This is a genomic window from Methylobacterium currus (assembly GCF_003058325.1).
GTDB lineage: Bacteria > Pseudomonadota > Alphaproteobacteria > Rhizobiales > Beijerinckiaceae > Methylobacterium > Methylobacterium currus.
The window spans coordinates 2,449,893-2,471,986 of the sequence record NZ_CP028843.1; the positions used below are offsets into that span (position 1 = coordinate 2,449,893).

A 22,094-nucleotide genomic window follows, 5' to 3' on the forward strand; every position below is an offset into this window, starting at 1 on the left:
GAACGCGCCCCACGGGAGACGAAGTGCCTCCGGATAGGGCGGAAATTGCCGCGCTTCCTCCATTGCGCCAGCGCTGCGTTGCAGCAAGGATGGCGCCCGAACGACGACAGGGATGCCCGATGATCATCGACCGCCGCGACGCCCTCAAGCGGGCCGGCCTCCTCGCGCTCGGCACCGCGGCCTGGAGCCCGGCGGCCCTCACGCGGGCGCTCGCCCAAGGGGCTGCGACCCAGGCGCCCCGGCGCGGCGGCGTGCTGACGGTGCAGCTCAACGGCGAGCAGCGGGTGCTCAACCCGGCGATCCGCGCCTCGACCGGCGTCTACGTCATCACCTCGAAGATCGTCGAGCCGCTGGTCGATCTCGACCAGGACGGCAAGCCGGCCGGCGTGCTCGCGACCTCGTGGGAGGCGGCGCCCGACGGCAAGACCGTGACCTTCCGCTTACGCCAGGGCGTGACCTGGCACGACGGCAAGCCCTTCACCTCCGCGGACGTGCAGTACACCGCGATGGAGCTGTGGAAGAAGTACCTGAATTACGGCACCCAGCTTCAGCTCTATCTCGACGCCGTCGACACGCCCGATCCCCACACGGCGGTCTTCCGCTACTCCCGGCCGATGCCGCTCAACCTGCTGCTGCGGGCGCTCTGCGATCTCGGCTACGTCGCGCCCCGGCACGTCTTCGAAGGCACGAACGTGCTGGAGAACCCGGCCAACACGGCGCCGATCGGCACCGGGCCGTTCAAGTTCGTGTCTTACGAGCGCGGCCAGCACGTCATCGCGGAGCGCAACCCGAACTATTGGCGCGAGGGTTTCCCCTATCTCGACCGGATCGTCTGGCGCTTCATCATCGACAAGGCGGCGGCCTCGGCGGCGCTCGAGACCGGCCAGGTCCAGCTCTCGACCTACAACGCGCTGGCGCTCGCCGATCTCGACCGGCTGAAGTCGGATCCGCGCTTCACCGTGTCGAGCAAGGGCCTGGAGGCCAACGCCTTCAACAACACGCTCGAATTCAACACCCGCCGCAAGGAGCTGGCCGACGTGCGGGTGCGCCGGGCGATCGCCCACGCCATCGACGTGCCGTTCTTCATCGAGAACTTCATCTACGGCCTCGGCAAGCCCGCGACCGGGCCGATCCCGTCCTCCTCGACCGCCTTCTACCCGGACAACCCGCCGCCCTACGCCTTCGACCCGAAGAAGGCGGCGGCCCTCCTCGACGAGGCCGGGTTCAAGCGCGGCGCGGGCGGCACCCGATTCTCGCTCAAGCTCGTGCCGATCATGAACGGCGAGGACGTGCCCCTGCTCGCGACCTTCATCCAGCAATCGCTCCAGGCGGTCGGGATCAAGGTCGACATCGTCAACCTCGACACGGCGGGCGCCCTCTCCACGGTCTACCGCGACTGGAACTTCGACCTCGCCACCGGTTGGCACCAGTATCGCGGCGATCCCGCCGTCTCGACCACGGTGTGGTACCGCTCCGGCTCGCCGAAGGGCGCGCCCTGGACCAACCAGTACGGCTGGCAATCCGACCTCGTCGACCGCCTCACCGACGAGGCGGCGAGCGAGCTCGACCCGGAGAAGCGCAAGGCCCTCTACGCCCAGTGGGTGAAGGCGGTGAACGACGAGATCCCGGTCTGGATGATGACCGAGCGCACCTTCCTGTCGGCGACGAGCAAGCGCGTGCACGGCGACCACAACACCCCACGCTGGGGCTCGGGCGACTGGCACGATGCGTGGATCGAGGCGTGAGACACTCGTTGATGACGTGCGCCGCGCTCAACCCTCCCCCCTCTGCGGGGGAGGGTGGCGAACGAAGTGAACCGGGAGAGGGGCAGCCCGACGCTGATCCAGGGTTCGCCCTTCATCGAGGTCGCGACCTTTCCGGAAGCGTGGTTCCCCTCTCCCGGCCTGCTCCGCAGGCCACCCTCCCCCATCCCAAGTCGGGCTTGCCCGACTTGGGCACAGGAATGCGGAACTCGGGCAAGCCCGAGTTCCGTTGGGGGAAGAGTCGGGGCGTCGCGCCCGAGGTCCGCCCATGACCATCCTCCTCCTCGCCCTGCGCCGCCTCGCCGCCAGCCTGCCGACGCTCCTCGTCATCCTGGCGGGGCTCTTCCTGCTGCTCCAGCTCGCCCCCGGCGACACCGTCGACGCGCTGATGGCCCAGATGGGCGGCGGCGATCCGGCGACCGCCGAGGAACTGCGCCGCTATTACGGGCTCGACCTGCCGGCCGCCGCCCAGCTCGCCCGCTACCTGTGGCGGCTGGTGCAGCTCGATCTCGGCCAGTCGGCGATCTACGGCAAGCCGGTCGCGACGGTGATCGCCGAGCGGCTGCCCGTGACCCTGCTGCTGATGGGCGCCTCGCTCACCCTCGCCTTCGCGGGCGGGATGGTCCTCGGCGTGGTCGCAGCCCGGCGGATCGGGCAATGGCCCGACACCCTGATCTCGACGCTCGGGCTGATGTTCTACGCCACGCCCTCGTTCTGGTTCGGGCTGATGGGGATCGTGCTGTTCGCGATCCATCTCGGCTGGCTCCCGGCCGGCGGCTTCGAGGAGGTCGGCGCCGGCTATACCGGCCTGACGCGGGTCCTCGACATCGCCCGCCACCTGGTCCTGCCGACCCTGACCCTCGCGCTGGTCTTCCTCGCCACGTACCTGCGGATCATGCGCGCCTCGATGCTGGAGGTGATGAGCCTCGACTACGTCCGCACCGCCCGGGCGAAGGGCTTGGGGGAGACCGGCGTGATCGTGCGCCACGCGCTTCGCAATGCGCTCCTGCCCATGGTGACCCTGGTCGGCCTCCAGGCCGGCACGATGCTCGGCGGCTCGGTGGTGGTGGAGAGCGTGTTCGCGCTTCCCGGCCTCGGGCGGCTCGCCTACGAATCGGTGGTGCAGCGCGACCTCAACACCCTGCTCGGCATCGTGTTCGTGTCGGCGCTCCTCGTCATCACGGTGAACTTTTTGGTCGATCTGATCTATGGCCGGCTCGATCCGCGCATCGCGGCGGGGCGCTGACGCGATGGCGGCCCTGACGCGCTACCTGCGCAACCCGGCGGCCCTGCTCGGCGCCGTGCTGCTCCTCCTCGTCGTCGCGGTGGCGCTCGCCGCCCCCGTGCTGTTCCCCAAGGACCCGCTCGGCCTCGCCGGCCGGCCGCTGCAATGGCCCTTCGTCAACCCGAAGGTCTGGCTCGGCACCGACGCGAGCGGGCGCGACATCGCCGCCCAGATCTTCCACGGTGCCCGGGTCTCGCTGCTGATCGGCCTCGTCGCGACGGCGATCGCCATCGCGATCGGCATCGCGGTCGGGGCGGTGGCGGGCTTCTACGGCGGCCTCATCGACGACCTCCTGATGCGGGTGACGGAGGCCTTCCAGACCCTGCCGAACTTCCTGCTGCTCCTCGTGCTGGTGGCGGTGTTCGGCTCGGACATCACCACCGTCACGGTGGCGATCGGCCTCGTCTCCTGGCCGGCCCCGGCCCGGCTGACGCGGGCCGAGTTCCTGACCTTGCGCAACCGCGAATTCGTCCAGGCCTGCCGGGTGCTCGGCATGGGCGACGCGCGCATCATCGCCCGGGAGATCCTGCCCAACGCCCTGCCGCCGGTGATCGTCTATGCCAGCGTGGTGATGGCGGTCGCGATCCTGCTCGAGAGCGCGCTCGCCTTCCTCAACCTCTCCGACCCGAACGTCGCCTCCTGGGGCAACCTGATCGGGGCAGGGCGCGGCGTGCTGCGCACGCAATGGTACGTCTCGGCGATTCCCGGCGTGGCGATCCTGGTGACGGTGCTCGCCGTGTCGCTGGTCGGCCAGGGCCTCAACGACGCCCTCAACCCGCGCCTGCGCGGCCCCGCCCCGGTGAAGGCCGCGTCATGAGCGAACTCCTCACGGTCAAGAGCCTCTCGGTCCGCCTGCCGCCGGGGGCCGACCGCAGCCACGCGCTCTCCGACGTCTCCCTGTCGCTCGCGGGCAACGAGATCCTGTGCGTCGTCGGCGAGTCCGGCTCGGGCAAGTCGGTCCTCGCCAACACGGTGATGCGGCTGCTGCCCGTCGGCGTGCGGCCCGATGCCGGACAGGTGCTCTTTCGGGGGCGCGACCTCGTCTCCGTCCCGGAGCCTGAGATGCGGCGCCTACGCGGGCGGGAGATCGGCATGATCTTCCAGGAGCCGATGACGGCCCTGAACCCCCTGCGCCGGGCCGGCGACCAGATCGCCGAGACCTTCCGCATCCATACCGGCCTAAGCGCCCGCGCGATCCGCGAGAAGACCCTGGCGCTGCTGGCGGAGGTGCGGATGCCGGACCCGGCGGCGGCGCTCCGGGCCTACCCGCACGAACTCTCCGGCGGGCAGCGCCAGCGGGTGATGATCGCCATGGCGCTGGCGCTGGAGCCCGCCCTCCTCATCGCCGACGAGCCGACCACCGCGCTCGACGTGACGACGCAGGGCCGCATCCTGGCGCTGATCCGCGACATCCAGCGGCGGCGCGGCATGGGGGTGCTGTTCATCACCCACGATTTCGGGGTGGTGGCGGAGATCGCCGACCGGGTGGCGGTGATGCAGGCCGGGCGCCTCGTCGAGGAGGGGCCGGCCGATGCCGTGCTCAACCGCCCGCAGGCACCCTACACGAAGGCGCTGATCGGCGCGGTGCCGCCGCTGCTGCCGCGCCCGCCCCGCCCGGCGGACGGGCCCGCGATCCTGTCGCTCGATCACGTCTCGAAGACCTACCGCAAGAGCGGCGGCCTCATCCCGGGCCGGGCCCGGGTCACCCGCGCGGTCAGGGACGTGAGCCTGTCGCTGCCGCGGGGCACGACGCTGGGCATCGTCGGCGAATCGGGCTCCGGCAAGTCGACGCTGGCCCGCTGCATCGTGCGCCTGCTCGATCCCGACGCCGGCACGATCCGCCTCGGCGACACCGATCTGGCGGCCCTGTCGCGCCGGGCGATGCGGGCCGAAGCCCGCCGGGTGCAGATGGTCTTTCAGGACCCCTTCGCCTCGCTCAACCCGCGCCGCCGCGCCGGCGAGCTGGTGGCGCAGGGGCCGATGCTGCACGGCGTCTCCCGGGCCGACGCCCTGGCCAAGGCGCGCGAGCTGTTTACCCTCGTCGGGCTCGATCCGGCCGCGATGGACCGCCTGCCCCATGAATTCTCCGGCGGCCAGCGCCAGCGCATCGGGCTCGCCCGGGCCCTGGCGCTGGAACCCGAGGTGCTGGTCGCCGACGAGCCGGTCTCGGCCCTCGACGTCTCGGTCCAGGCCCAGGTGCTGGCGCTGCTCGATTCCCTGCGCGACCGGCTCGGGCTGTCGATGCTGTTCATCACCCATGACCTGCGGGTCGCCGGCCAGATCTGCGACCGCATCGCGGTCATGAAGGACGGCGCCGTCGTCGAGGCCGGCCCGACCGCGGAGGTCTTCGGTGCCCCGCAGGCCGCCTATACCCGCGCCCTCCTGGAGGCCGTGCCCGGCCGCTCCTGGATCCCCGGCCGTCCGCAGATGCCGGCCGCCTGAAGAGGACACGCCATGCCCCTGACCCTCGACCACCTCGTCATCGCGGTCGCCGATCTCGACGCGGCCTTCGCGGATTATTCCAGCCTCGGCTTCACGGTGATCCGCGGCGGCGAGCACCAGAACGGCATCACCCACAATGTGCTGGTGGTGCTGGAGGATGGCGCCTACCTGGAGTTGATCGCCTTCAAGAAGCCGGAGCCCGGCAACCGCTGGTCCGAGGTCTATCACCGTGCCGGCGAGGGCTTCCTCGACCACGCTCTGCTGCCCTCCGCCATCGAGGCCGACGTGAAGGCGGCTCAAAGCCGCGGGCTCGACATGGCCGATCCGGTGCCCGGCGGCCGCTTCCGGCCGGACGGCGCCCGCCTCGACTGGAAGACCGCCCGGGCGCCGGGCTCCGACGTGCCGTTCCTGTGCGGCGACGTCACGCCCCGCGGGCTTCGCGTGCAGGAGGGCGACGTACGCCGCCACGACAACGGCGTCACCGGGGTCGCCTCCGTCACGGTGGCGGTGCGCGATGTCGCGGCCTCCCGCGCCCGCTACGCCGCCCTGCTCGGCACCGGGGCCGACGCGCCGATCGTCGAGGCCGAGATCCTCGGCAGCCCGGCCCGCGCCGTGACCCTGCCGCTCGGCTTGGGCACCACCGTCACCCTGGCGAGTCCGGCGGGCGCGGACGGCGTGCTGGCCGAGGCGCTGGCGACGCGGGGCGAGGGGCCGGTCGCGGCGGTGTTCCGGGCCGCCACGGGCGCGGGCGACCTCGACCTGCGGCTCACCCACGGGGCGCGGCTCGCGATCGTGGCGGGGTGAGCCGGCCGTCGAGGAGTGCCTGATACCGCCGCGCCTTCGAACGGACCCGTTCGAAGGCGCGGGCTAGGCCCGAGCGGGCGCCGGCGCTGATGCGCCGGACGCCTTGGCATCGACGTGTCGATGCCAAGGCGCGAGGGTATGATACGGTCGAGGACGCTTCAGGATGCCGCGCGCCTCCCCCTCCCGTGTGGGAGGGGGAGGCGCGCATTCGTCATGAATGTGGCGATCCGAAGAGACGAACCGGCGACGACCTCAATTCTTCCACGCCGACGGCGCCTGATCCGCCGCGAGGCTGCGGCCGATCTCCAGGAGCAGCATGTCGGCGAGGCGGTGCAGGAAGGGGTCGTGCCAGTCGTCGACCGCGCGGCGGACTGCGATGCCGTGCTCGGCGGCGCGTTCCAGGGGATGGGCCTGGCCGCCGGTCAGATCGATGACGACGCCCCGTCCCTTGATCGGCCGGCCCGAGGCGTCGAGGGTGCAGCGGCCGCAGGACAGGACCCAGCGGATGGTGCCGTCCCGCGACAGCAGGCGATAGGGAAGGACATAGGACCCGCCTTCCGCCGCCGCCTGCCGGATGCGGGCCCGAACGCCGCCACGGTCATCCGGATGGATGCGGTCGAGGAGGAGCGGGACCGGCGTGCCGGTGCGCAGGCAGGCGGGATCGAGCCCGTAGAGGGCCGCCAGACGGTCGTCGCCGCGCAGGAGGTCGCGCTCGATATCCCATTGCCAGGTCGCCACCGCGTCCTGCGCCGCGCAGGCCGCCGCCAGCCCTCCTAGGGGCGGTTCCGCCGGTCTCCCGCCTCGTCCCCGCACGCGCCCCTCCGCCGACCGCGTCCCGGCGGGTTGCCCGGCGGGAAAGCTGCAACTCCTGCGAGCAGGAGGTAAATTTATACCAGACGGGCGTCAAGATTGGCGCCACGCGTCGTCACCTTCACGTTAATGAAACCTCGCCGGAGGCGAGCGCGGCACCGATCGTCGTGGACAGCCGGTCAGCTTGCGCACGACGAGAACGGGACGCGACCGCGTCTCGGGATCCTGCTTCCGTCCTCGGTTTCAAAATACTCTGGTGGTGTTCTTTCAGAGGTGTCCGTGCGCGGGTGCGGATACGACATCGCTTCCTCCGCCGCGCCCGGCGGCGTGGTGCCGTCCCGCCATCGTGCCCTATATCGGGGCTCGGCGCGGGACCCGGTCCGGTGCCCCGCCGCGCGCGGACGGCCGCGCCTCCGCCTTCTAAGGCGACCCGCCCCCCTTCTCCCGATCCCGCATGATCCCCTCCGCCGATCCGTCCCAGGTCGATTCGACCGCCCACATCATCCAGGTGGCCCTGACGCCGGTCTTCCTGCTCTCCGGCATCGCGACGCTGCTCAACGTCTTCTCGACCCGCCATGCCCGCATCGCCGACCAGGTCGAGACGCTCTCCGACCGCGTCGCCGAGCGGCCCGGCGACCAGGCCCGGCTCCGGGACCTGCGCCGGCGCAGCCTCGCCCTCGACGTGGCGGTGGTGATCGCGGCACTGGGCGGCGTGGCGATCTGCGGCGCGGTGCTGACCCTGTTCCTCGGCACCCTGCGGGACGCCGCGGTGGCGAGCGTGCTGTTCTTCCTGTTCGGCACCGCGATCGTCTGCACGCTCGCCTCGCTCACCGCCTTCGCGATCGAGATGATGCTGGCGAGCCGCACGGTGCGCACCGAGGTGGACGAGCAGCAGCAAGAGGAGTCCCAGGAGCGCACGACGGGGAGCGCGGCGCGCTGAAAGGCGCGGAACCGTCGCGGACGAGCCCTGTTCCCCCGAGGAACCTCCAACCCCGGAGCCCGCCATGCCGACCGAACTCCCGCAAGATCGCGCCTCGCCTCAAGATCGCGCTTCGAAGGAACGGGCCCTGCGCGAGCCCGGCACGATGGAGCTCGACCCGTCCGGCGACGGCATCGCCCTCGACGAGACCCGCCGGCTGATCGCCTCGAACAAGGTCGAGGGCACCGCCGTCTACGACCGCAAGGGCGAGCATCTCGGCAGCGTCTACAACTTCATGGTCGACAAGGTCACCGGCCAGGTCGCCTACGCGGTCCTGTCCTTCGGCGGCTTCCTCGGCTTCGGCGAGAGCTACCATCCGGTGCCCTGGAAGGCCCTGACCTACGACGTGCGGCTCGGCGGCTACGTCGTCGACCTCGACGCCGACACCCTGGCCGGCGCACCGCGCCACGGCCCGGACGAGGATCCGTTCACGGACCCCTCCTATGGCGGGCGCCTCGACGATTATTACGGCGGCCGCGCCCCGACGATCTGAGGCGGCCGTGACCGAGGCGGGACAGGACAGGCAGGAGGGAAGGCGGCAGGCGCCGACCGCGCCGGCAGCGCCCGAAGGCGAGGTCGCCCGCGGGGCGGGATTCGCGGTGGCGCCCGGCACCGCCAAGCGCCCCGGCGTGCTGGTGGCGATGCCGTTCGACCGCGCCCTGCTGGCCCGCTTCAAGGAGAATTTTCCGACTGCCCGCTGGCGGCGCAAGCTCCGGCGCTGGTTCGTGCCCGGCACCACCGCCGAGCAGCGGGCCGATGCCTGGATCGCCCGGGAGATCTCAGGCCTCGACGCCTACGGCGACGACAAGGGCCGCGACGCCTATGCCTTCGAGCCGCTCGAGAGCCCCTATCTCGCGGCCGAGGCCGAGGCGCTTCTGGTCCGCACGCCCTATTCGCGCATCGTCGTCGACACGCTGCGCACCATCCCGTTCGCCGCCTGGGCACCGGAGATCCGGGCCTGGCGGGTGCCCTGGCGCTCCTACGAGGCGCTGAAGGACGCCTGGCCGGTGATCGCGGCGGCGGCGACCGCGAGCGAGCCGGCGGCGCGGCGCGCCCGGCGCGAGGCCGCCCGCGACCCCGCGGCGGAAGCGGAGCGCCGGCGCCGGCGCCATCCGGTGCCGCGGGGCGATCCCCCGCCGCTCGGCGCCGCCGTCGAGGCGGCGGAGGCGGGGGTGGTGGTGTTCGAGGCCCTGGACGACGCCCCCCTCGCCGAGACCGAGGCGCTGGCCCATTATCCGACGATCACCGCGCCGGGGCCGCTGGTCTGGGGCTGGTGGCGGATGCCGACCTTCGGCGAGCTCGCCGAGACGGTGCCGGCGGCGGCGCCCGACGCAGCCGGCCGCGGCTGGTGGCCGGCGACCCGCGCCGGCCTGGAGGAGCGCCTGCGGCGCCTGCGCGAAGCCGCGCGGGCGCAGGAGACCCGGGCCGCGAAGGCGCGCGCGAAGCAGGCCGCTGCGGAGCCCGAAGCCCGTTAGGCCGGGGCCCTGCTAGAACTTCCCGCCGAGTCCGACCGAGCCGCCCGAGCCGATGGTGGGCGAGAGGCTGCTGCCGCCGCTACCGCCGGCGCCGCCCTCGCCCTCGATCTCCTCGCGGCGGATGCGCCGGGACGGGGCGCTCAGGGTGTCGCCGCTCGCGCGGGAGTTCGTCGGGACGTTGAGGCGGCGGGTCGGCTCGGTCGCCGCCTGGGCGAGGTCGCCGCTGCTGCGGGCCGGCAGCTTCACGTCGCCGCGCAAGGAAGGCGGCGGCCCGACATCGCCCGCCGGGAGCACGCCGCCGACCTGGCCGAGAGGATTGCTGATGCAGCCGCCCGCGAGCGCGGCCACGGCCGCGACGAGGCAGGCTCTGGACAGGACGGACATCGACACTTCCCGGGTTCCTCAGGGACCGTCCCGCCGGCCGGCGGGGAACGGCGTTGACGAACCTCTAACGGTCGCGCCGCCCGAAGGCCAGCCGCGCCGCTCAGGCCGCGCGGAACCCCGGCGCTTTGCATGGCTTTCGTGCTCGGCTGCAACAGGAGAGTCCCGCCATGATCCGCCACCTGATCTTCGACATCGACGGGACCCTGCTCGACAGCGTCGACCTGCACGCCAAGGCCTGGGCGGAGGCCTTCGCGGCCTTCGGGATCACGGTCCCGGCGGACGAGGTCCGTAGCCAGATCGGCAAGGGCGGCGACCAGCTGATGCCGGTCTTCGTGCCGAAGGAGCGCCTGGAGCGCGAGGGCAAGCAAATCGAAAAATTCCGCTCCGGGCTGTTCACGGAGAAATACCTGCCGAAGGTGAAGCCGTTTCCGGGCGTGCGGGCCCTGTTCGAGCGGTTGAAGGCGGAAGGCCACGTCCTGGCGCTCGCCTCCTCCGGCAAGGCCGAGGAGGTGGAGCGCTACCAGGAGATCGCCGGCATCCGCGACCTCGTCGACGTGGCGACCAATTCCGACGAGGCCGAGCGTTCGAAGCCGCATCCGGACATCTTCGAGGCGGCGCTCGACAAGCTCGGCCGGCCGTCCCGGGGCCAGGCGATCGTGATCGGCGATTCGCCCTACGACGCGCAAGCCGCGGTGAAGGCCGGGCTGCCGGTGATCGGGGTCCTGTGCGGCGGCTTCCCGGAGGCGCAGTTGAGCGAGGCCGGCTGCACCGCCATCTACCGCGACCCGCAGGACCTGCTCGACGGCTACGACGCCTCGCCCCTGCGGCGCGGGCTGCCGTGACGGAGCGGGGCGGCACCATCTTGCCGGATGGGCGCATCTTGCCGGATGGAAATGGGCGTGCCAATCGTGCGGCGCCATGCCGACAGGATCGCGCCCATTGCCCGGCCCGCGCCGCCCCGCCGCCCTGCTCCTGGCCGTCGCTCTGCCGCTGGCCGTCGCGCTGCCGACGGCCGTCCGCGCGCAGCAGCCGGCGGGCCCTCCGAGCGCCGACGCGTCGGATTTCGCCCGCCTCGAGGCGGCCCAGAACGCCGCCAATGCCGCGCCCGGCCCGCGCACCGTGCCGGGCCGGCGCATCCCGGTGCCGGGCACGGTGAGCCCCGAATTCCAGGCGGTGATCGCGGCGCCCTACAAGACGCCGGCCTGGAACGCCGATCCGGACAACGCGGCGGAGTGGAAAGCGCTGGTCGCCAAGCTCGCGGCCCAGACCGCGGCGCCGCTCCCGGCCCTGCGCGAGCGCCTCGGCGTGGTCTCGACCCCGGAGGTGATCGGCGGCGTCAAGGCCTGGATCATCGCCCCGAAGGTGGTGCCCGAGCGCAACCGGCACCGGCTGCTGATCCACATCCACGGCGGCGGCTACGTCTACAACCCGGGCGAGGCCGGCACCCTCGAGGCGGTGCTGATGGCGGCCTTCGGCGGCTTCACGGTGATCTCGTTCGATTACCGCATGCCGCCGGACGCGCCCTACCCGGCGGCGATGGACGACGCCATGGCGGTGTGGAAGGCGGCGCTCGCCCTGCAGCCGGCCGGGAACATGGCGGTGTTCGGCACCTCGACCGGCGGCGGCATGACGCTGGCGCTGATGCTGCGGGCCAAGCGTGAGGGGGTCGCGCTCCCGGCCGCCATCGCCCCCGGCACGCCCTGGTCCGACCTGACCGAGACCGGCGACAGCTACAAGGCCAACGAGTGGCTGGACAACGTCCTGGTCTCCTATGACGGCGTCCTGACCCGGGCGGCGAAGCTCTACGCCGCCGGCCACGACCTGCGCGACCCCCAGCTCTCGCCGATCTACGGCGACCTGCGCGGCCTGCCGCCCACCATCCTGACCACCGGCACCCGCGACCTGTTCCTCTCCAACACCGTGCGCACCCACCGCAAGCTGCGCCAGGCCGGGGTCGAGGCCTCGCTCCAGGTGTTCGAGGGAATGAGCCACGCCCAGTACCTGTTCGATCCGGATGCGCCGGAGACCCGCGAGGTCTTCACCGAGATCGCCGGGTTCCTCGACAAGCACCTCGGCACGGCGGCCAAGACGCCGTGACGGCCTGACGGCGGAAGGACCGCTGCCGGCGGTCCCTCCGCGTCCCGGATCCCGCTCGCTTCAGGTCAGGCCGCCCGGACGGTGGCGAGGAAGCGGTCGACCTCGGCGGAGAGGTGCTCGGACTGGCGCGACAGCGCGGAGGCCGCCGCGAGCACCTGGCTCGCCGCAGCCCCCGTCTCCTCGGAGGCCCGCGCGACGCCCGCGATGTTGCCGGTCACCTCGCCCGTGCCGGTCGCGGCCTGGGAGACGTTCCGGACGATCTCCTGGGTGGCCGCGCCCTGCTCCTCGACCGCCGAGGCGATCGAGACCGTCACGGTGCTGATCTCGCGGATCCGGCCCGTGATCGCATCGATCGCCGCCACCGCCTGATCGGTCACGCCCTGGATCTCGCCGATCTGGCCGGCGATCTCCTCGGTCGCCCGGGCGGTCTGGGAGGCGAGCACCTTCACCTCGGACGCCACCACCGCGAAGCCGCGTCCCGCCTCGCCGGCCCGGGCCGCCTCGATCGTCGCGTTGAGCGCGAGCAGGTTGGTCTGGCTGGCGATCGAGGAGATCAGGCCCACCATGTCGCCGATCCGGGCGGAGGTCTGACGCAGGGCCTGGACGAGCTGGCCGGTCTTGTCGGCCTCGCCGACCGCCGCCTGGGCGAGGCTGGCCGAGCCCTGCACCTGCCGGCCGATCTCCTGGACCGACGCGCCCAGCTCCTCGGCGGCGGCCGCCACCGTGCCGACATTGGCGGCGGCCTCCTCGGCCGCGGCCGCGACGGTGGTCGATTGCGACGCCGTCTCGGTGGCGGTGGCGGTCATCGTGCCGGCGGTGGCCTGCAGCTCGGTGGCCGACGCGGAGACCCTGCCGACGATCCCGCCGACGGCGCGCTCGAACCCGTCGGCCAGCTCCGCCATCGTCCGCCTGCGCTCGGCCGCCGCCGCCGCATCGGCCAGGCGCTTGATCTCGGCCTGCTCGGCAGCCTTCTGCGCCACCATCGCCCTGATCCCCTCGACCGCGCGGCCGACGGCACCGATCTCGTCGCCGCGCGCCGCCTCCCTGATCTCGGCATCGATCTCGCCCTGGGCCATGCGGTGGAGCACGCCGACGAGGTTGCCGAGGGGACGGGTGATGCCCGCGACGACGATGAGAAGGGCCAGGGCCATGGCAGCGAGCAGCCCGGCGGTCGCCGCGCCGACGAGCGTCGCGCCGGCTTCGGCGGAGGCCTGATCGGCCTCGGTCCTCGCCTGCTTGAGCTCCGCCTTCAGGATCTCGATCCGCGGCTGCACCGCGTCGCGAACCTTGGCCCGGATCGGCGCCGCCTCGACGAGGAGAAGCTTGGCGGCGGCATCGTTCTGGTTGGCCAGTCCCAGGACGTTGGCACGCTCGGAGATCGCGAAGAACTCGACCAGGATCCGGCGCAGGTCCTCGTTCGCGGCCTTCCGCCCCGGCGAGTCGGACAGCGCGATCAGGGTGTCGGCGCTGGCGAGCGCCGCCTTCTCGGCGGCGTCGTACCGGTCCTTGTAGCCCGCCATCTCCTGCTGGCGCGTCTCCATGGCCATGTTGCGGCTCTGGACGGCGGCCTCGTTGACGTTGAGCCGAATGCTCAGGATGCTCTCGAGACGAACCATCTGCACGTCGGCGAGACGCCCTGTCTGCTTCGCCAGATCGCCGAGATTGCTGCGGGCGTAAACGACGAGGCCGCCTGCGACCGCCGCGAGGATCATCAGAGGCAAAGCCGCCTTGAGCAGAATCCCGATCTTACCGAGGATGTTCATGGGATAGACGATCCGAAGCCGCGTGTTAGGCCTCGGAGACTCGTCGCGCTCTGGTTAACGAAGATCGTATCCCTGTCCCATAAAAACCGGGGTGAAGCATTCTAACCGTTAGGGAGTCGAGAGCAGCTCCGCGCTCCGGGACGGATCGAGGTCCGCCGCGCACTGCGCCGTGAGCATGCGGGCGCCGGCGCTGATCGTTGCGGGGGGACCGGCCCCCGACCCGCTGCCCGATTCCGCTTCTCCAGGCGGCGTGATCCGCCCGACCCCTCTCCCGCAGAGGAGGGTTCGGGCGCGGCTCGCGCCGCGCCCCCTCTCGTCGGGTCGAGCCGGCTCAGAACCGGTAGGTGAAGCTGCCCTTCACCGCGTGGTCCTCCGCCCGCGACCCGACCTGGCCCGTATACGATATGCCGAGCGCCGCCGCGGACGACACGCGCAGGTCGATCCCCGCCGAGGCGACCAGCGCGTCCCGGGTGATCGGGATCCCCGCCGTCACGAAGCGCGGGCCCGTCCCGAAGGCCAGCAGCGCCGTCGGGATCACGTCCCCGAACGCCCGCCGGTAGCCCACCAGACCGTGCAGCGACACCGGAGCGCCGAAGCCCAGATCCACCTCGGTCCGACCGCGCAGGCCCGCCGTCAGGGTCGGGATCTCCGAGGAGCGCGAGGCGCCGCTCAGCGCCGCGACGCCGCCGGTCTCGGCGAACTGGTCGCGGTTGATGCCCACATAGGCCCCGCCCACGAACGGCTCGATGTAGGACACCGACACCGGCGCATTCTTGCCCAGCAGATTCTTGCCCAGCAGGTCCTTGCCGAGCGCCCCCGCCCCGAGCGCGATCCGGTAGCCGATCTCGCCGAAGCCCTGCACCACCGAGCCGCCGTAGCGCGAGGCTTCCGTCTCCGAGACCCCGGGGAACACCACGCTGCGGCGCAGCCGCAGGCTGGTGTCGGCGTAGACCGCGCCGAGCCGCAGGGCGAACGGGCCGGCCTCATAGCCGCCATAGACGCCGCCGAACCCGCTCTCGATCGTGCCGCTCGCCGTCCGGCCGGGCGTGTCCAGGCTGGCGCCGGTGTAGCCGCCCGCCACGCCGAGCTTGATCCCGTCCTCCAGCCGCACATCCGCGCCGAGCACGAAGCCGGCGGTGTCGCGGTCGAGCGTCACCGCGTTGCCGTCGCTGCGCGCCTGGCCGACGCTGCCGAAGCCCTGGCCCCACAGCCCGAACACCCGCGGATCCAGCACCCGCACCGGCACCGGGGCGACGGGCGCGGCCCGTCCCGGCAGGTCGGCGGTGTAGGTGGCGGGCAGGCTGCCATAGTCGCGGCTGCCGTCGCCCGACCAGCGCAGGCGGTCGAGGATCGCTTCGCGCACGAAGAACGCGGTCTCGTACGAGGCCGACACCGCGCTGGCGTGGCTGTCGCCGGTGAGGGCCTGGAAGGCGGTGACGGCCTCCGGCGTGGTGAGCCCCACCGTGCGGGCATGGATGCCTGCGCCCGCGCCGGCCCCCTGGACGGCATTGGCGACCGCCGCCTGGTTGCGGGTCTGGGCGATGGTGGCGAAGGCGACGTCGTTGCGGGTGAGCGTCAGGTCGACCTCGCCGGGCTGGTAGCGGAGCGTCGGGGTGAGGAAGGCGAGGTTGGAGGCGACGCCCGCGAAGGTGCCGGTGACGCCGGCATTGGCCGAGAGGATCGTGTAGCCGGTGCGGGGGCTGTAGTTTCCGCTCGATGCCAGCACCTGGACGGTGCCGCCCTGGATCGTGGCGGATCCGGTGGCGGCGAGGCGGTCGGCCTGGCCGCTCGCATTGGCCTCGACCCGGAAGGTGGAGCCCTGGGCGAAGCTGGCGTTGCCGGCCACCGTGAGAGTGCCGATCGAGTTGCCGGGGGCGACCGTCGAGCCCGATTGCGCCACGACGCCGCCGACCGTGCCGGTGCCGCCGAGCAGGCCGCCGGCGCCGACCGTGACTTGGCCGGTGATGGTGCCGTTGGCGTAAAGCGCGCCGGTCTGGCCGACCGTGACGTCGGTGGTCAGCCGGTCGTTGGCCGCCATCTGCAGGGTGCCGGTGACGTTGCCGAAATAGCCGGCCGCCGCGTAGAGGTCGACGCGGCTCCAGTAGCTCAGCGGCGTGCCGGAGAAGGCGGCGAGCGCATTCGACTCCGTGTTGACGACGATCTGGTTGATCGTGCCGGTGGCGAGGCTGCCGTAGAGGCCGCCGGTCGGGGCGATCCGCTGCGCCGCGTTCGAGCTGCCGCCGTAGAGCGGAGCGAGCAGGATCGAGGCGTCGGGCCCGCCGGCCGGCGCGGCCTCGCGCGGGGCTTGCGCGAAGGTGAGCGTCGGCAGGCCGAAGGTCTGGCGCTGCTGGTGCAGGGCCTGGTTGGCCGCCGACGGAAGGTAGGGGTTGCTGGCGGTGTTGGCCGCGCTCGTGGCGCAAGCCGCGACGGAAGCGCCGCACTGCGCCGAGAGGTAGTCCTGCAACTGCCTCGACGCCTGCACGTAGAGGCTCGGCAGGTCGATGGCCGTGCCGGTGACGGCGGCGTTGTTGATGTAGAGCGGGTTGGTGAAGGTCTGCGCCAGATCGTAGTACGATTGCGCGCGGCCGCCGATGACATCGAGCGGGTAATGCACGCCGAGCACGATGCGGCTCTCACCATACTCGGCCGAGCGCAGGACCATGCTCTGATAGGCTTGCGGCACCGCCATCCCGATCAGCGTGCCATAGACGAAACCGTAGGTGGTATGACCGCTCGGGAAGGAGGCGTTGGTGTCGATGCCCGCGAGCGCCGTCGGATCGAAGGCCGAGATCCGCCCCGGCGCCACCTGCAAGGGGCGCGAGCTGCCATACGGATTCTGGCCGGCCTGCGTGTTGGTGACACCGTAGGCGAGGTCGTAGACGCTGTCGCGGGGATTGGGCAGGCCGTGGAAGGTCGGCAGCGAGTATCCGGCGGGCGCCACCGCCGGGACCGGCACGTAGTTCGCCGGCAAGGTGCTCGGGTTGTTGACGGCGCCGTTGGCGAAGTAGTTCTTCGCCACCGCGGAATCGGTGCCGGTCACCGCGAAGGCCGAGGACAGCAGGGTCTGCACCGCACCGAGCGGGCCGGTGCCGCCGCCGGCCGCGCCCTTGACGTAGATCGGCCCCAGCACGGAGCCCAAACCGCCGACCGGTTGCTGCGGCACGAGACCGTTGACGGCGGCTTGCGCCGGCAGGCCGCCCGCCAGGTTGGCGCCGGCGCCGTATCCGGTGAGGCCGGCGGGCGAATAGGCCGCGCCGACCGCGATCAAGAGGTTCTTGTCGCTCATCGCCAGCGCCTTGCGGGCTGCCGTCGACTGCGTGTTGAGCGCCACGGCCTGGTCGAGGTTGCCTTGCAGCGTCTGCCGGCCGGTCGCGGTGGCGTTCAGGCTCAGATACGGGCCCAGCAAGCTGATGACGTTGGCGGCCGCGGGCGTGACGTTGGCGGTCTGCGCCGAGACCGATGGGCTGCTCAGGGTGCCGGCGATGAGCGCGGCGAGCGAAACACCGTGTCGTAACTGCATGATCCATCCCCCGGGGAAACGAAGCCTCGCTTCCGCAGCGGATGGCTGACCTAAAGTCATGATATGCGCATCTTCATACTTGCGTCATCTTTGAGACGCCGATCGGTTGTAACCTTACGGCAACAGCCAGGCCCGGATCCCTGTCCGGATCTGAGGCGCAGGCCGTGACGGGCGCTCGCTCACGCCGTTTCCCTCACCCTCGCTCTTGCCGTTTCCCCAGAACCTGCTATAGGCCGCGCCTCGCGTTCGCTCCGGCCGGGGGCTGAACGGACGGTGCCGAGCTTGTTGCCCGGCATAGGGGTCCGCCCCGTCGTCCCGTGTCTCCGCCTTCGAACAACCGCTCGGGCCTTTGCAGGCTCGAAGGGCTTGGCGCCGTGCGACGCGAGGACGAACCGGCCCGACGCCCGAAACCGCTTCCCGCGTTGTCGAGCAGCGGGCCTTAGTCTCCCTGAGAAAGGCCCATCATGGCTCTCTATGAGCATGTGTTCCTGGCTCGCCAGGACGTGACCTCGCAGCAGGTCGAAACGATGGTCGAGACCTACAAGTCCGTCATCGAGCAGAATGGCGGCAAGGTCGAGAAGACCGAGATGTGGGGCGTGAAGTCTCTCGCCTACCGCATCCGCAAGAACCGCAAGGCGCATTTCACCCTCCTCAACATCGACGCTCCCCCGGCGGCCCTCGCCGAGATGGAGCGCCAGATGCGCATTTCCGAGGACGTGCTGCGCTTCATGACCGTGCGCGTCGAGGAGCTCGAGTCCGAGCCGTCCGCGATGATGCAGAAGCGCGACCGCGACGAGCGCAAGGACCGCGAGCGCGGCCGTCGCCGCGACGACGACGGCTTCGGCGGCGGCTTCGGCGGCGGTGACCGCCCCGAGCGCGGCGACCGTCCGGAGCGGGCCGAGCGCCCGGAGCGCGCTGAGCGCAACACGAACGAGGAGCAGTAAGCCATGGCTTTCGGTGCTGGTGGCGGCGGTGGCCGTCGTCCGTTCTTCCGTCGGCGCAAGACCTGCCCGTTCTCGGGCCCCAACGCCCCGAAGATCGACTACAAGGACGTGAAGCTGCTCTCGCGCTACGTCTCCGAGCGCGGCAAGATCGTCCCCTCGCGCATCACCGCGGTGTCGGCCAAGAAGCAGCGCGAGCTCGCCCAGGCGATCAAGCGCGCCCGCTTCCTGGGCTTCCTGCCCTACGTGATCCGCTAAATCCTCTGATCAACAACCCGGCGGCACCGTGCCGCCGGGTCGCTGGGGCGGCTTTCGCCGCCTCTAACCCTGCCCGAAACGGCAGCGGGACAGCGGACAGGCTTGTCATGGTTCGTCACACCGGCATCGGCGTCGTCGCCGGCCTCGCCTCGGCGCTCCTGATCGGGGTCGTCGTCCAGGCGACGCCGCTCGCGCTCGCGCTCTACCTGCTCGCCCCGCTGCCGATCCTGATCGTGGCGATGGGCTGGAGCCACCGGACCGGCCTCGTCGCCGCCGCCTCCGGCACGCTCGCCCTCGCCGTCGTCTCCTCACCTCTACGCGGCCTGGCCTTCCTGGTCTCGACCGCCCTGCCCGCCTGGTGGCTCGGCTACCTCGCGCTGCTCGGCCGTCCGAGAGCCTCGGGCGGGATGGAATGGTACCCGACCGGCCGGCTGCTGGCCTGGGTCGCCGTCACCGCGGCCGTCGCCCTCATCGCCGTGGTGATGCTGTCCTCCGGCGACCACGCCGCCTATCAGGAGCGGGTCCGCCGCCTCGCCCGGGCGATGCTGCAATTGCAGATGCAGGAGACCCCGTCCCGCGGCGCCGGGCTCGAGGAGGACGACCTCGCCCGCATCGCCGATCGGGTCGCCGGCCTCGCCCCCGCCATCATGGCGACGACCTTCACCCTGCTCTTGACCTTCTATCTCTGGGCCGGCGCCCGGGTGGTGCAGATCTCCGGCCGCTTAGCCCGACCCTGGCCGGATCTCCCCGCCACCACGCTGCCGCGCCGGGCCCTGTGGGGATTGGTCGTCGGCGCCGTGCTCGCGGTGGCGCCGGGCTATGCCGGCGCCTTCGGGGTCGCGCTGCTCGGCGCACTCGCCGCCGCCCTGGCGCTCCAGGGCCTGGCGGCGCTCCACGACCGCAGCCGGGGCAAGCCCGGCCGCACGCCGCTCTTGATCGGCCTCTACGTGCTGGTCTTCCTGACCCAAGGCCTGGCGCTGGCTGCCCTCTCCCTCTTCGGCCTCGTCGATGCCCTCACCGGGCGCCGCCGGCCGGCCCAGGCTCCTCCGGTGGCATGACCCCACCGGTGGCCTGAACCCGCGAATCCCCGGACCGCCCGAGGCGATCCGGTTCCCCGACGGCGGAACGCTCCGCCATCACCACCCGGGGCCGACGAGGCCTCACAGCAAAGGACGACGACGATGGACGTGATCCTGCTCGAGCGCGTGGCCAAGCTCGGCCAGATGGGCGAGACCGTGAAGGTGCGGCCGGGCTTCGCCCGCAACTTCCTGCTCGCCCGCGGCAAGGCCCTGCGCGCCACCGAGGCGAACAAGAAGCGCTTCGAGGACCAGCGCGCCCAGCTCGAGGCCCGCAACCTCGAGCGCCGCTCGGAGGCCGAGAAGGTCGGCGAGACGCTGAACGGCAAGAGCTTCGTGCTGATCCGCCAGGCCGGCGAGACCGGCGTGCTCTACGGCTCGGTCTCCCCGCGCGACCTCGCCGAGGTGGTGACCCAGGAGGGCTTCACCGTGAACCGCGACCAGTTCAGCATCGCGCAGCCGATCAAGACCCTCGGCCTGCACACCGTCCCGGTGGTGCTGCACCCCGAGGTCGAGGTCACCGTGACCGTCAACATCGCCCGCAGCCCCGAGGAGGCCGAGCGCCAGGCCCGCGGCGAGTCGACCACCACCCGCGAGGAGTTCAACCTCGACGATCTCGGCCTCGAGGTCGGGGCCGCCCTGGCCGAGGCCGGCCCGGACGCGGACGACCGCTGATCGCTCCACGGCTGTCCCGTTCTTCGGGATGGGATTGCCGGGACAGCGGGGACAAGCCCGCCGACCGGGCTTGACTTGTTCCCATTTTGTTCCAGCATGGCGGGGTCCGCGGCGCGAGTCGCGGGCCCCGCCTTCGTTTTGAGCGACCGCCCGCGGCCGTTCGGTCAAGGTTTGGTCAAGGACGACAGTGCGATGGTCGCCGGAGCGTTTATGATCTGACACGCGGTCGTCCCGACCCGTGCCGACCCCTTTGAGAAAGCCGGAGTCCCGCCGGATGGCCATTCCCAGCACCCTGACGGCGAATCTCGAGCCCGTGCAGCAGGAATACCGCGTCGCGCCGCACAACATCGACGCGGAGCAGGCGCTGCTCGGCGCGATCCTGGTCAACAACGACGCCTTCTACCGGGTGTCGGACTTCCTGATCCCCGAGCACTTCATGGAGGAGGTGCACCGGCGGATCTACGAGGTGTCGATCAGCCTGATCAAGGCCGGCAAGCTCGCGAGCCCGATCACGCTGAAGACCTATCTGGGCGACGCGGATCTCGGCGGCCTCACGGTCGGCCAGTACCTCGCGCGGCTCGCCGCCGAGGCGACGACGGTCATCAACGCCGAGCATTACGGCCGCACGATCTACGACCTCGCCCTGCGCCGTCGGCTCATCACCATCGGCGAGGACCTGGTCAACGGCGCCTACGAGGCCCCGGTCGAGACCTCGCCGCGCGACCAGATCGAGGCGACCGAGCGCCGGCTCTACGAGCTCGCCGAGACCGGCAAGTACGACGGCGGCTTCCAGAAGTTCTCCGACGCCCTGACGGCGGCGGTCGACATGGCGGCCAAGGCCTATCAGCGCGAGGGGCGGCTGTCGGGCATCGCCACCGGCCTGTCCGACCTCGACGCCAAGATGGGCGGCCTTCAGGCCTCGGACCTGATCATCCTGGCCGGCCGCCCCGGCATGGGCAAGACCTCGCTCGCCACCAACATCGCGTTCAACATCGCGAAGGCCTATGTCGGCGAGAAGCAGCCCGACGGCACCATCGCGACCAAGAACGGCGGCATCGTCGGCTTCTTCTCGCTCGAGATGTCGGCCGAGCAGCTCGCCACCCGCATCATCGCCGAGCAATCGGGCGTCGCCTCCTACAAGATCCGCCGCGGCGACATCCGGCCGGAGGAGTTCTACAAGATCACCGATGCCGCCCGGGACATGCAGACGATCCCGTTCTACATCGACCAGACCGGCGGCATCTCGATCGCCCAGCTCGCGGCGCGGGCGCGCCGGCTCAAGCGCCAGCGCGGCCTCGACCTCCTGGTGGTCGACTACCTCCAGCTCCTCTCGGGCAGCTCCAAGAAGGGCGACAACCGGGTGCAGGAGATGACCGAGATCACCACCGGCATGAAGGCGCTGGCCAAGGAGCTGGCGGTGCCGATCATCGCCCTGTCGCAGCTCTCGCGCCAGGTCGAGGCCCGCGACGACAAGCGGCCGCAGCTCTCGGACCTGCGCGAATCGGGCTCGATCGAGCAGGACGCCGACGTGGTGATGTTCGTCTTCCGCGAGGAATACTACGTCAAGAACAAGAAGCCGCGCGAGGGCACCGAGGAGTTCTTCACCTGGGAGGCCGAGATGAACCGCGTCTACGGCAAGGCCGAGGTGATCCTGGGCAAGCAGCGCCACGGCCCGACCGGCACGGTCGAGCTCCAGTTCGACGCCGAGATCACCAAGTTCTCGAACCTCGCGCAGGGCGACCGGCTGCCCGACACGATGTGAGGCAGAACACGGCCTGACGGTCGGTCAGGCCGCTCCCTTGGCGGAAGCCTCCGCGGGCGG

19 protein-coding genes are annotated in these 22,094 nt (G+C 71.5%); 15 read left to right on the top strand and 4 right to left on the bottom strand.

Translation table 11 applies throughout. From position 1 onward, the window contains the following. Positions 1-119: 119 nt before the first annotated feature. The 5 genes from DA075_RS11655 (at position 120) to DA075_RS11675 (ending at position 6,294) form a co-directional block, all read left to right on the top strand. Entirely contained in the window at positions 120-1,745 is a 1,626-nt protein-coding gene (locus DA075_RS11655) for an ABC transporter substrate-binding protein (protein WP_099953365.1), read from the top strand. Positions 1,746-2,031: 286 nt separating this feature from the next. After that, positions 2,032-3,009 (top strand): ABC transporter permease, encoded by a 978-nt coding sequence (locus DA075_RS11660; protein ID WP_099953366.1) that lies wholly within the window; start codon positions 2,032-2,034, stop codon positions 3,007-3,009. A 4-nt stretch (positions 3,010-3,013) separates the two neighbouring features. After that, positions 3,014-3,865: an ABC transporter permease gene (locus DA075_RS11665; protein ID WP_099956546.1), complete on the top strand. Its 852-nt coding sequence runs from the start codon at positions 3,014-3,016 to the stop codon at positions 3,863-3,865. Further along, the gene (locus DA075_RS11670; RefSeq protein ID WP_099953367.1) at positions 3,862-5,490 is read left to right on the top strand and encodes an ABC transporter ATP-binding protein; all 1,629 of its coding nucleotides are present in this window, start codon (positions 3,862-3,864) and stop codon (positions 5,488-5,490) included. The genes DA075_RS11665 and DA075_RS11670 overlap by 4 nt, the downstream gene beginning before the upstream one ends. A 12-nt stretch (positions 5,491-5,502) precedes the next feature. Further along, entirely contained in the window at positions 5,503-6,294 is a 792-nt protein-coding gene (locus tag DA075_RS11675; RefSeq protein WP_099953368.1) for a VOC family protein, read from the top strand. Between the two features lie 252 nt (positions 6,295-6,546). Here the strand turns inward: DA075_RS11675 and DA075_RS11680 are convergent, their stop codons facing one another. Further along, on the bottom strand, positions 6,547-7,107 hold the full coding sequence (locus DA075_RS11680) for a PAS domain-containing protein (protein ID WP_099953369.1): 561 nt from the start codon (positions 7,105-7,107) through the stop codon (positions 6,547-6,549). Positions 7,108-7,558: 451 nt separating this feature from the next. Here DA075_RS11680 and DA075_RS11685 point away from each other — a divergent pair, with 451 nt between their 5' ends. From DA075_RS11685 to DA075_RS11695, 3 genes are all read left to right on the top strand, one after another. Then, positions 7,559-8,044: a DUF2721 domain-containing protein gene (locus DA075_RS11685; RefSeq protein ID WP_099953370.1), complete on the top strand. Its 486-nt coding sequence runs from the start codon at positions 7,559-7,561 to the stop codon at positions 8,042-8,044. A 64-nt stretch (positions 8,045-8,108) separates the two neighbouring features. Then, positions 8,109-8,576 carry a PRC-barrel domain-containing protein gene (locus tag DA075_RS11690; RefSeq protein WP_099953371.1) on the top strand — a complete coding sequence of 156 codons (468 nt, stop codon included), beginning with the start codon at positions 8,109-8,111 and terminating at the stop codon, positions 8,574-8,576. A 7-nt stretch (positions 8,577-8,583) separates the two neighbouring features. Further along, on the top strand, positions 8,584-9,558 hold the full coding sequence (locus DA075_RS11695) for a hypothetical protein (protein ID WP_099953372.1): 975 nt from the start codon (positions 8,584-8,586) through the stop codon (positions 9,556-9,558). 12 nt (positions 9,559-9,570) lie between these two features. On the opposite strand, the gene DA075_RS11700 is transcribed toward DA075_RS11695, so the two are convergent. Then, a complete protein-coding gene (locus DA075_RS11700) occupies positions 9,571-9,942 on the bottom strand; it encodes a hypothetical protein (protein WP_099953373.1) in 372 nt (123 codons plus the stop codon). A 167-nt stretch (positions 9,943-10,109) separates the two neighbouring features. Between DA075_RS11700 and DA075_RS11705 the strand changes: the two genes are divergently transcribed. Beyond that, the gene (locus DA075_RS11705) at positions 10,110-10,784 is read left to right on the top strand and encodes an HAD family hydrolase (protein ID WP_174800085.1); all 675 of its coding nucleotides are present in this window, start codon (positions 10,110-10,112) and stop codon (positions 10,782-10,784) included. A 97-nt stretch (positions 10,785-10,881) separates the two neighbouring features. Then, complete coding sequence (locus DA075_RS11710) at positions 10,882-12,039, top strand: alpha/beta hydrolase (RefSeq protein ID WP_414468046.1); 1,158 nt, start codon at positions 10,882-10,884, stop codon at positions 12,037-12,039. Positions 12,040-12,104: 65 nt separating this feature from the next. On the opposite strand, the gene DA075_RS11715 is transcribed toward DA075_RS11710, so the two are convergent. Next, positions 12,105-13,802 (bottom strand): methyl-accepting chemotaxis protein, encoded by a 1,698-nt coding sequence (locus DA075_RS11715; protein WP_099953374.1) that lies wholly within the window; start codon positions 13,800-13,802, stop codon positions 12,105-12,107. Positions 13,803-14,133: 331 nt separating this feature from the next. After that, positions 14,134-17,322 carry an autotransporter family protein gene (locus tag DA075_RS11720; RefSeq protein ID WP_099953375.1) on the bottom strand — a complete coding sequence of 1,063 codons (3,189 nt, stop codon included), beginning with the start codon at positions 17,320-17,322 and terminating at the stop codon, positions 14,134-14,136. A 464-nt stretch (positions 17,323-17,786) separates the two neighbouring features. Here DA075_RS11720 and rpsF point away from each other — a divergent pair, with 464 nt between their 5' ends. The 5 genes from rpsF to DA075_RS11745 all read left to right on the top strand — a co-directional run bounded on the left by rpsF (position 17,787) and on the right by DA075_RS11745 (position 22,034). Beyond that, positions 17,787-18,266: a 30S ribosomal protein S6 gene (rpsF, locus tag DA075_RS11725; RefSeq protein ID WP_099953376.1), complete on the top strand. Its 480-nt coding sequence runs from the start codon at positions 17,787-17,789 to the stop codon at positions 18,264-18,266. A 3-nt stretch (positions 18,267-18,269) separates the two neighbouring features. Further along, positions 18,270-18,521: a 30S ribosomal protein S18 gene (gene rpsR / locus DA075_RS11730; RefSeq protein WP_012332436.1), complete on the top strand. Its 252-nt coding sequence runs from the start codon at positions 18,270-18,272 to the stop codon at positions 18,519-18,521. Between the two features lie 107 nt (positions 18,522-18,628). Next, on the top strand, positions 18,629-19,579 hold the full coding sequence (locus tag DA075_RS11735) for a DUF2232 domain-containing protein (protein ID WP_099953377.1): 951 nt from the start codon (positions 18,629-18,631) through the stop codon (positions 19,577-19,579). A 123-nt stretch (positions 19,580-19,702) separates the two neighbouring features. Then, entirely contained in the window at positions 19,703-20,272 is a 570-nt protein-coding gene (gene rplI / locus DA075_RS11740) for a 50S ribosomal protein L9 (RefSeq protein ID WP_099953378.1), read from the top strand. Positions 20,273-20,546: 274 nt separating this feature from the next. Further along, positions 20,547-22,034: a replicative DNA helicase gene (locus DA075_RS11745; RefSeq protein ID WP_099953379.1), complete on the top strand. Its 1,488-nt coding sequence runs from the start codon at positions 20,547-20,549 to the stop codon at positions 22,032-22,034. Positions 22,035-22,094 lie beyond the last annotated feature (60 nt).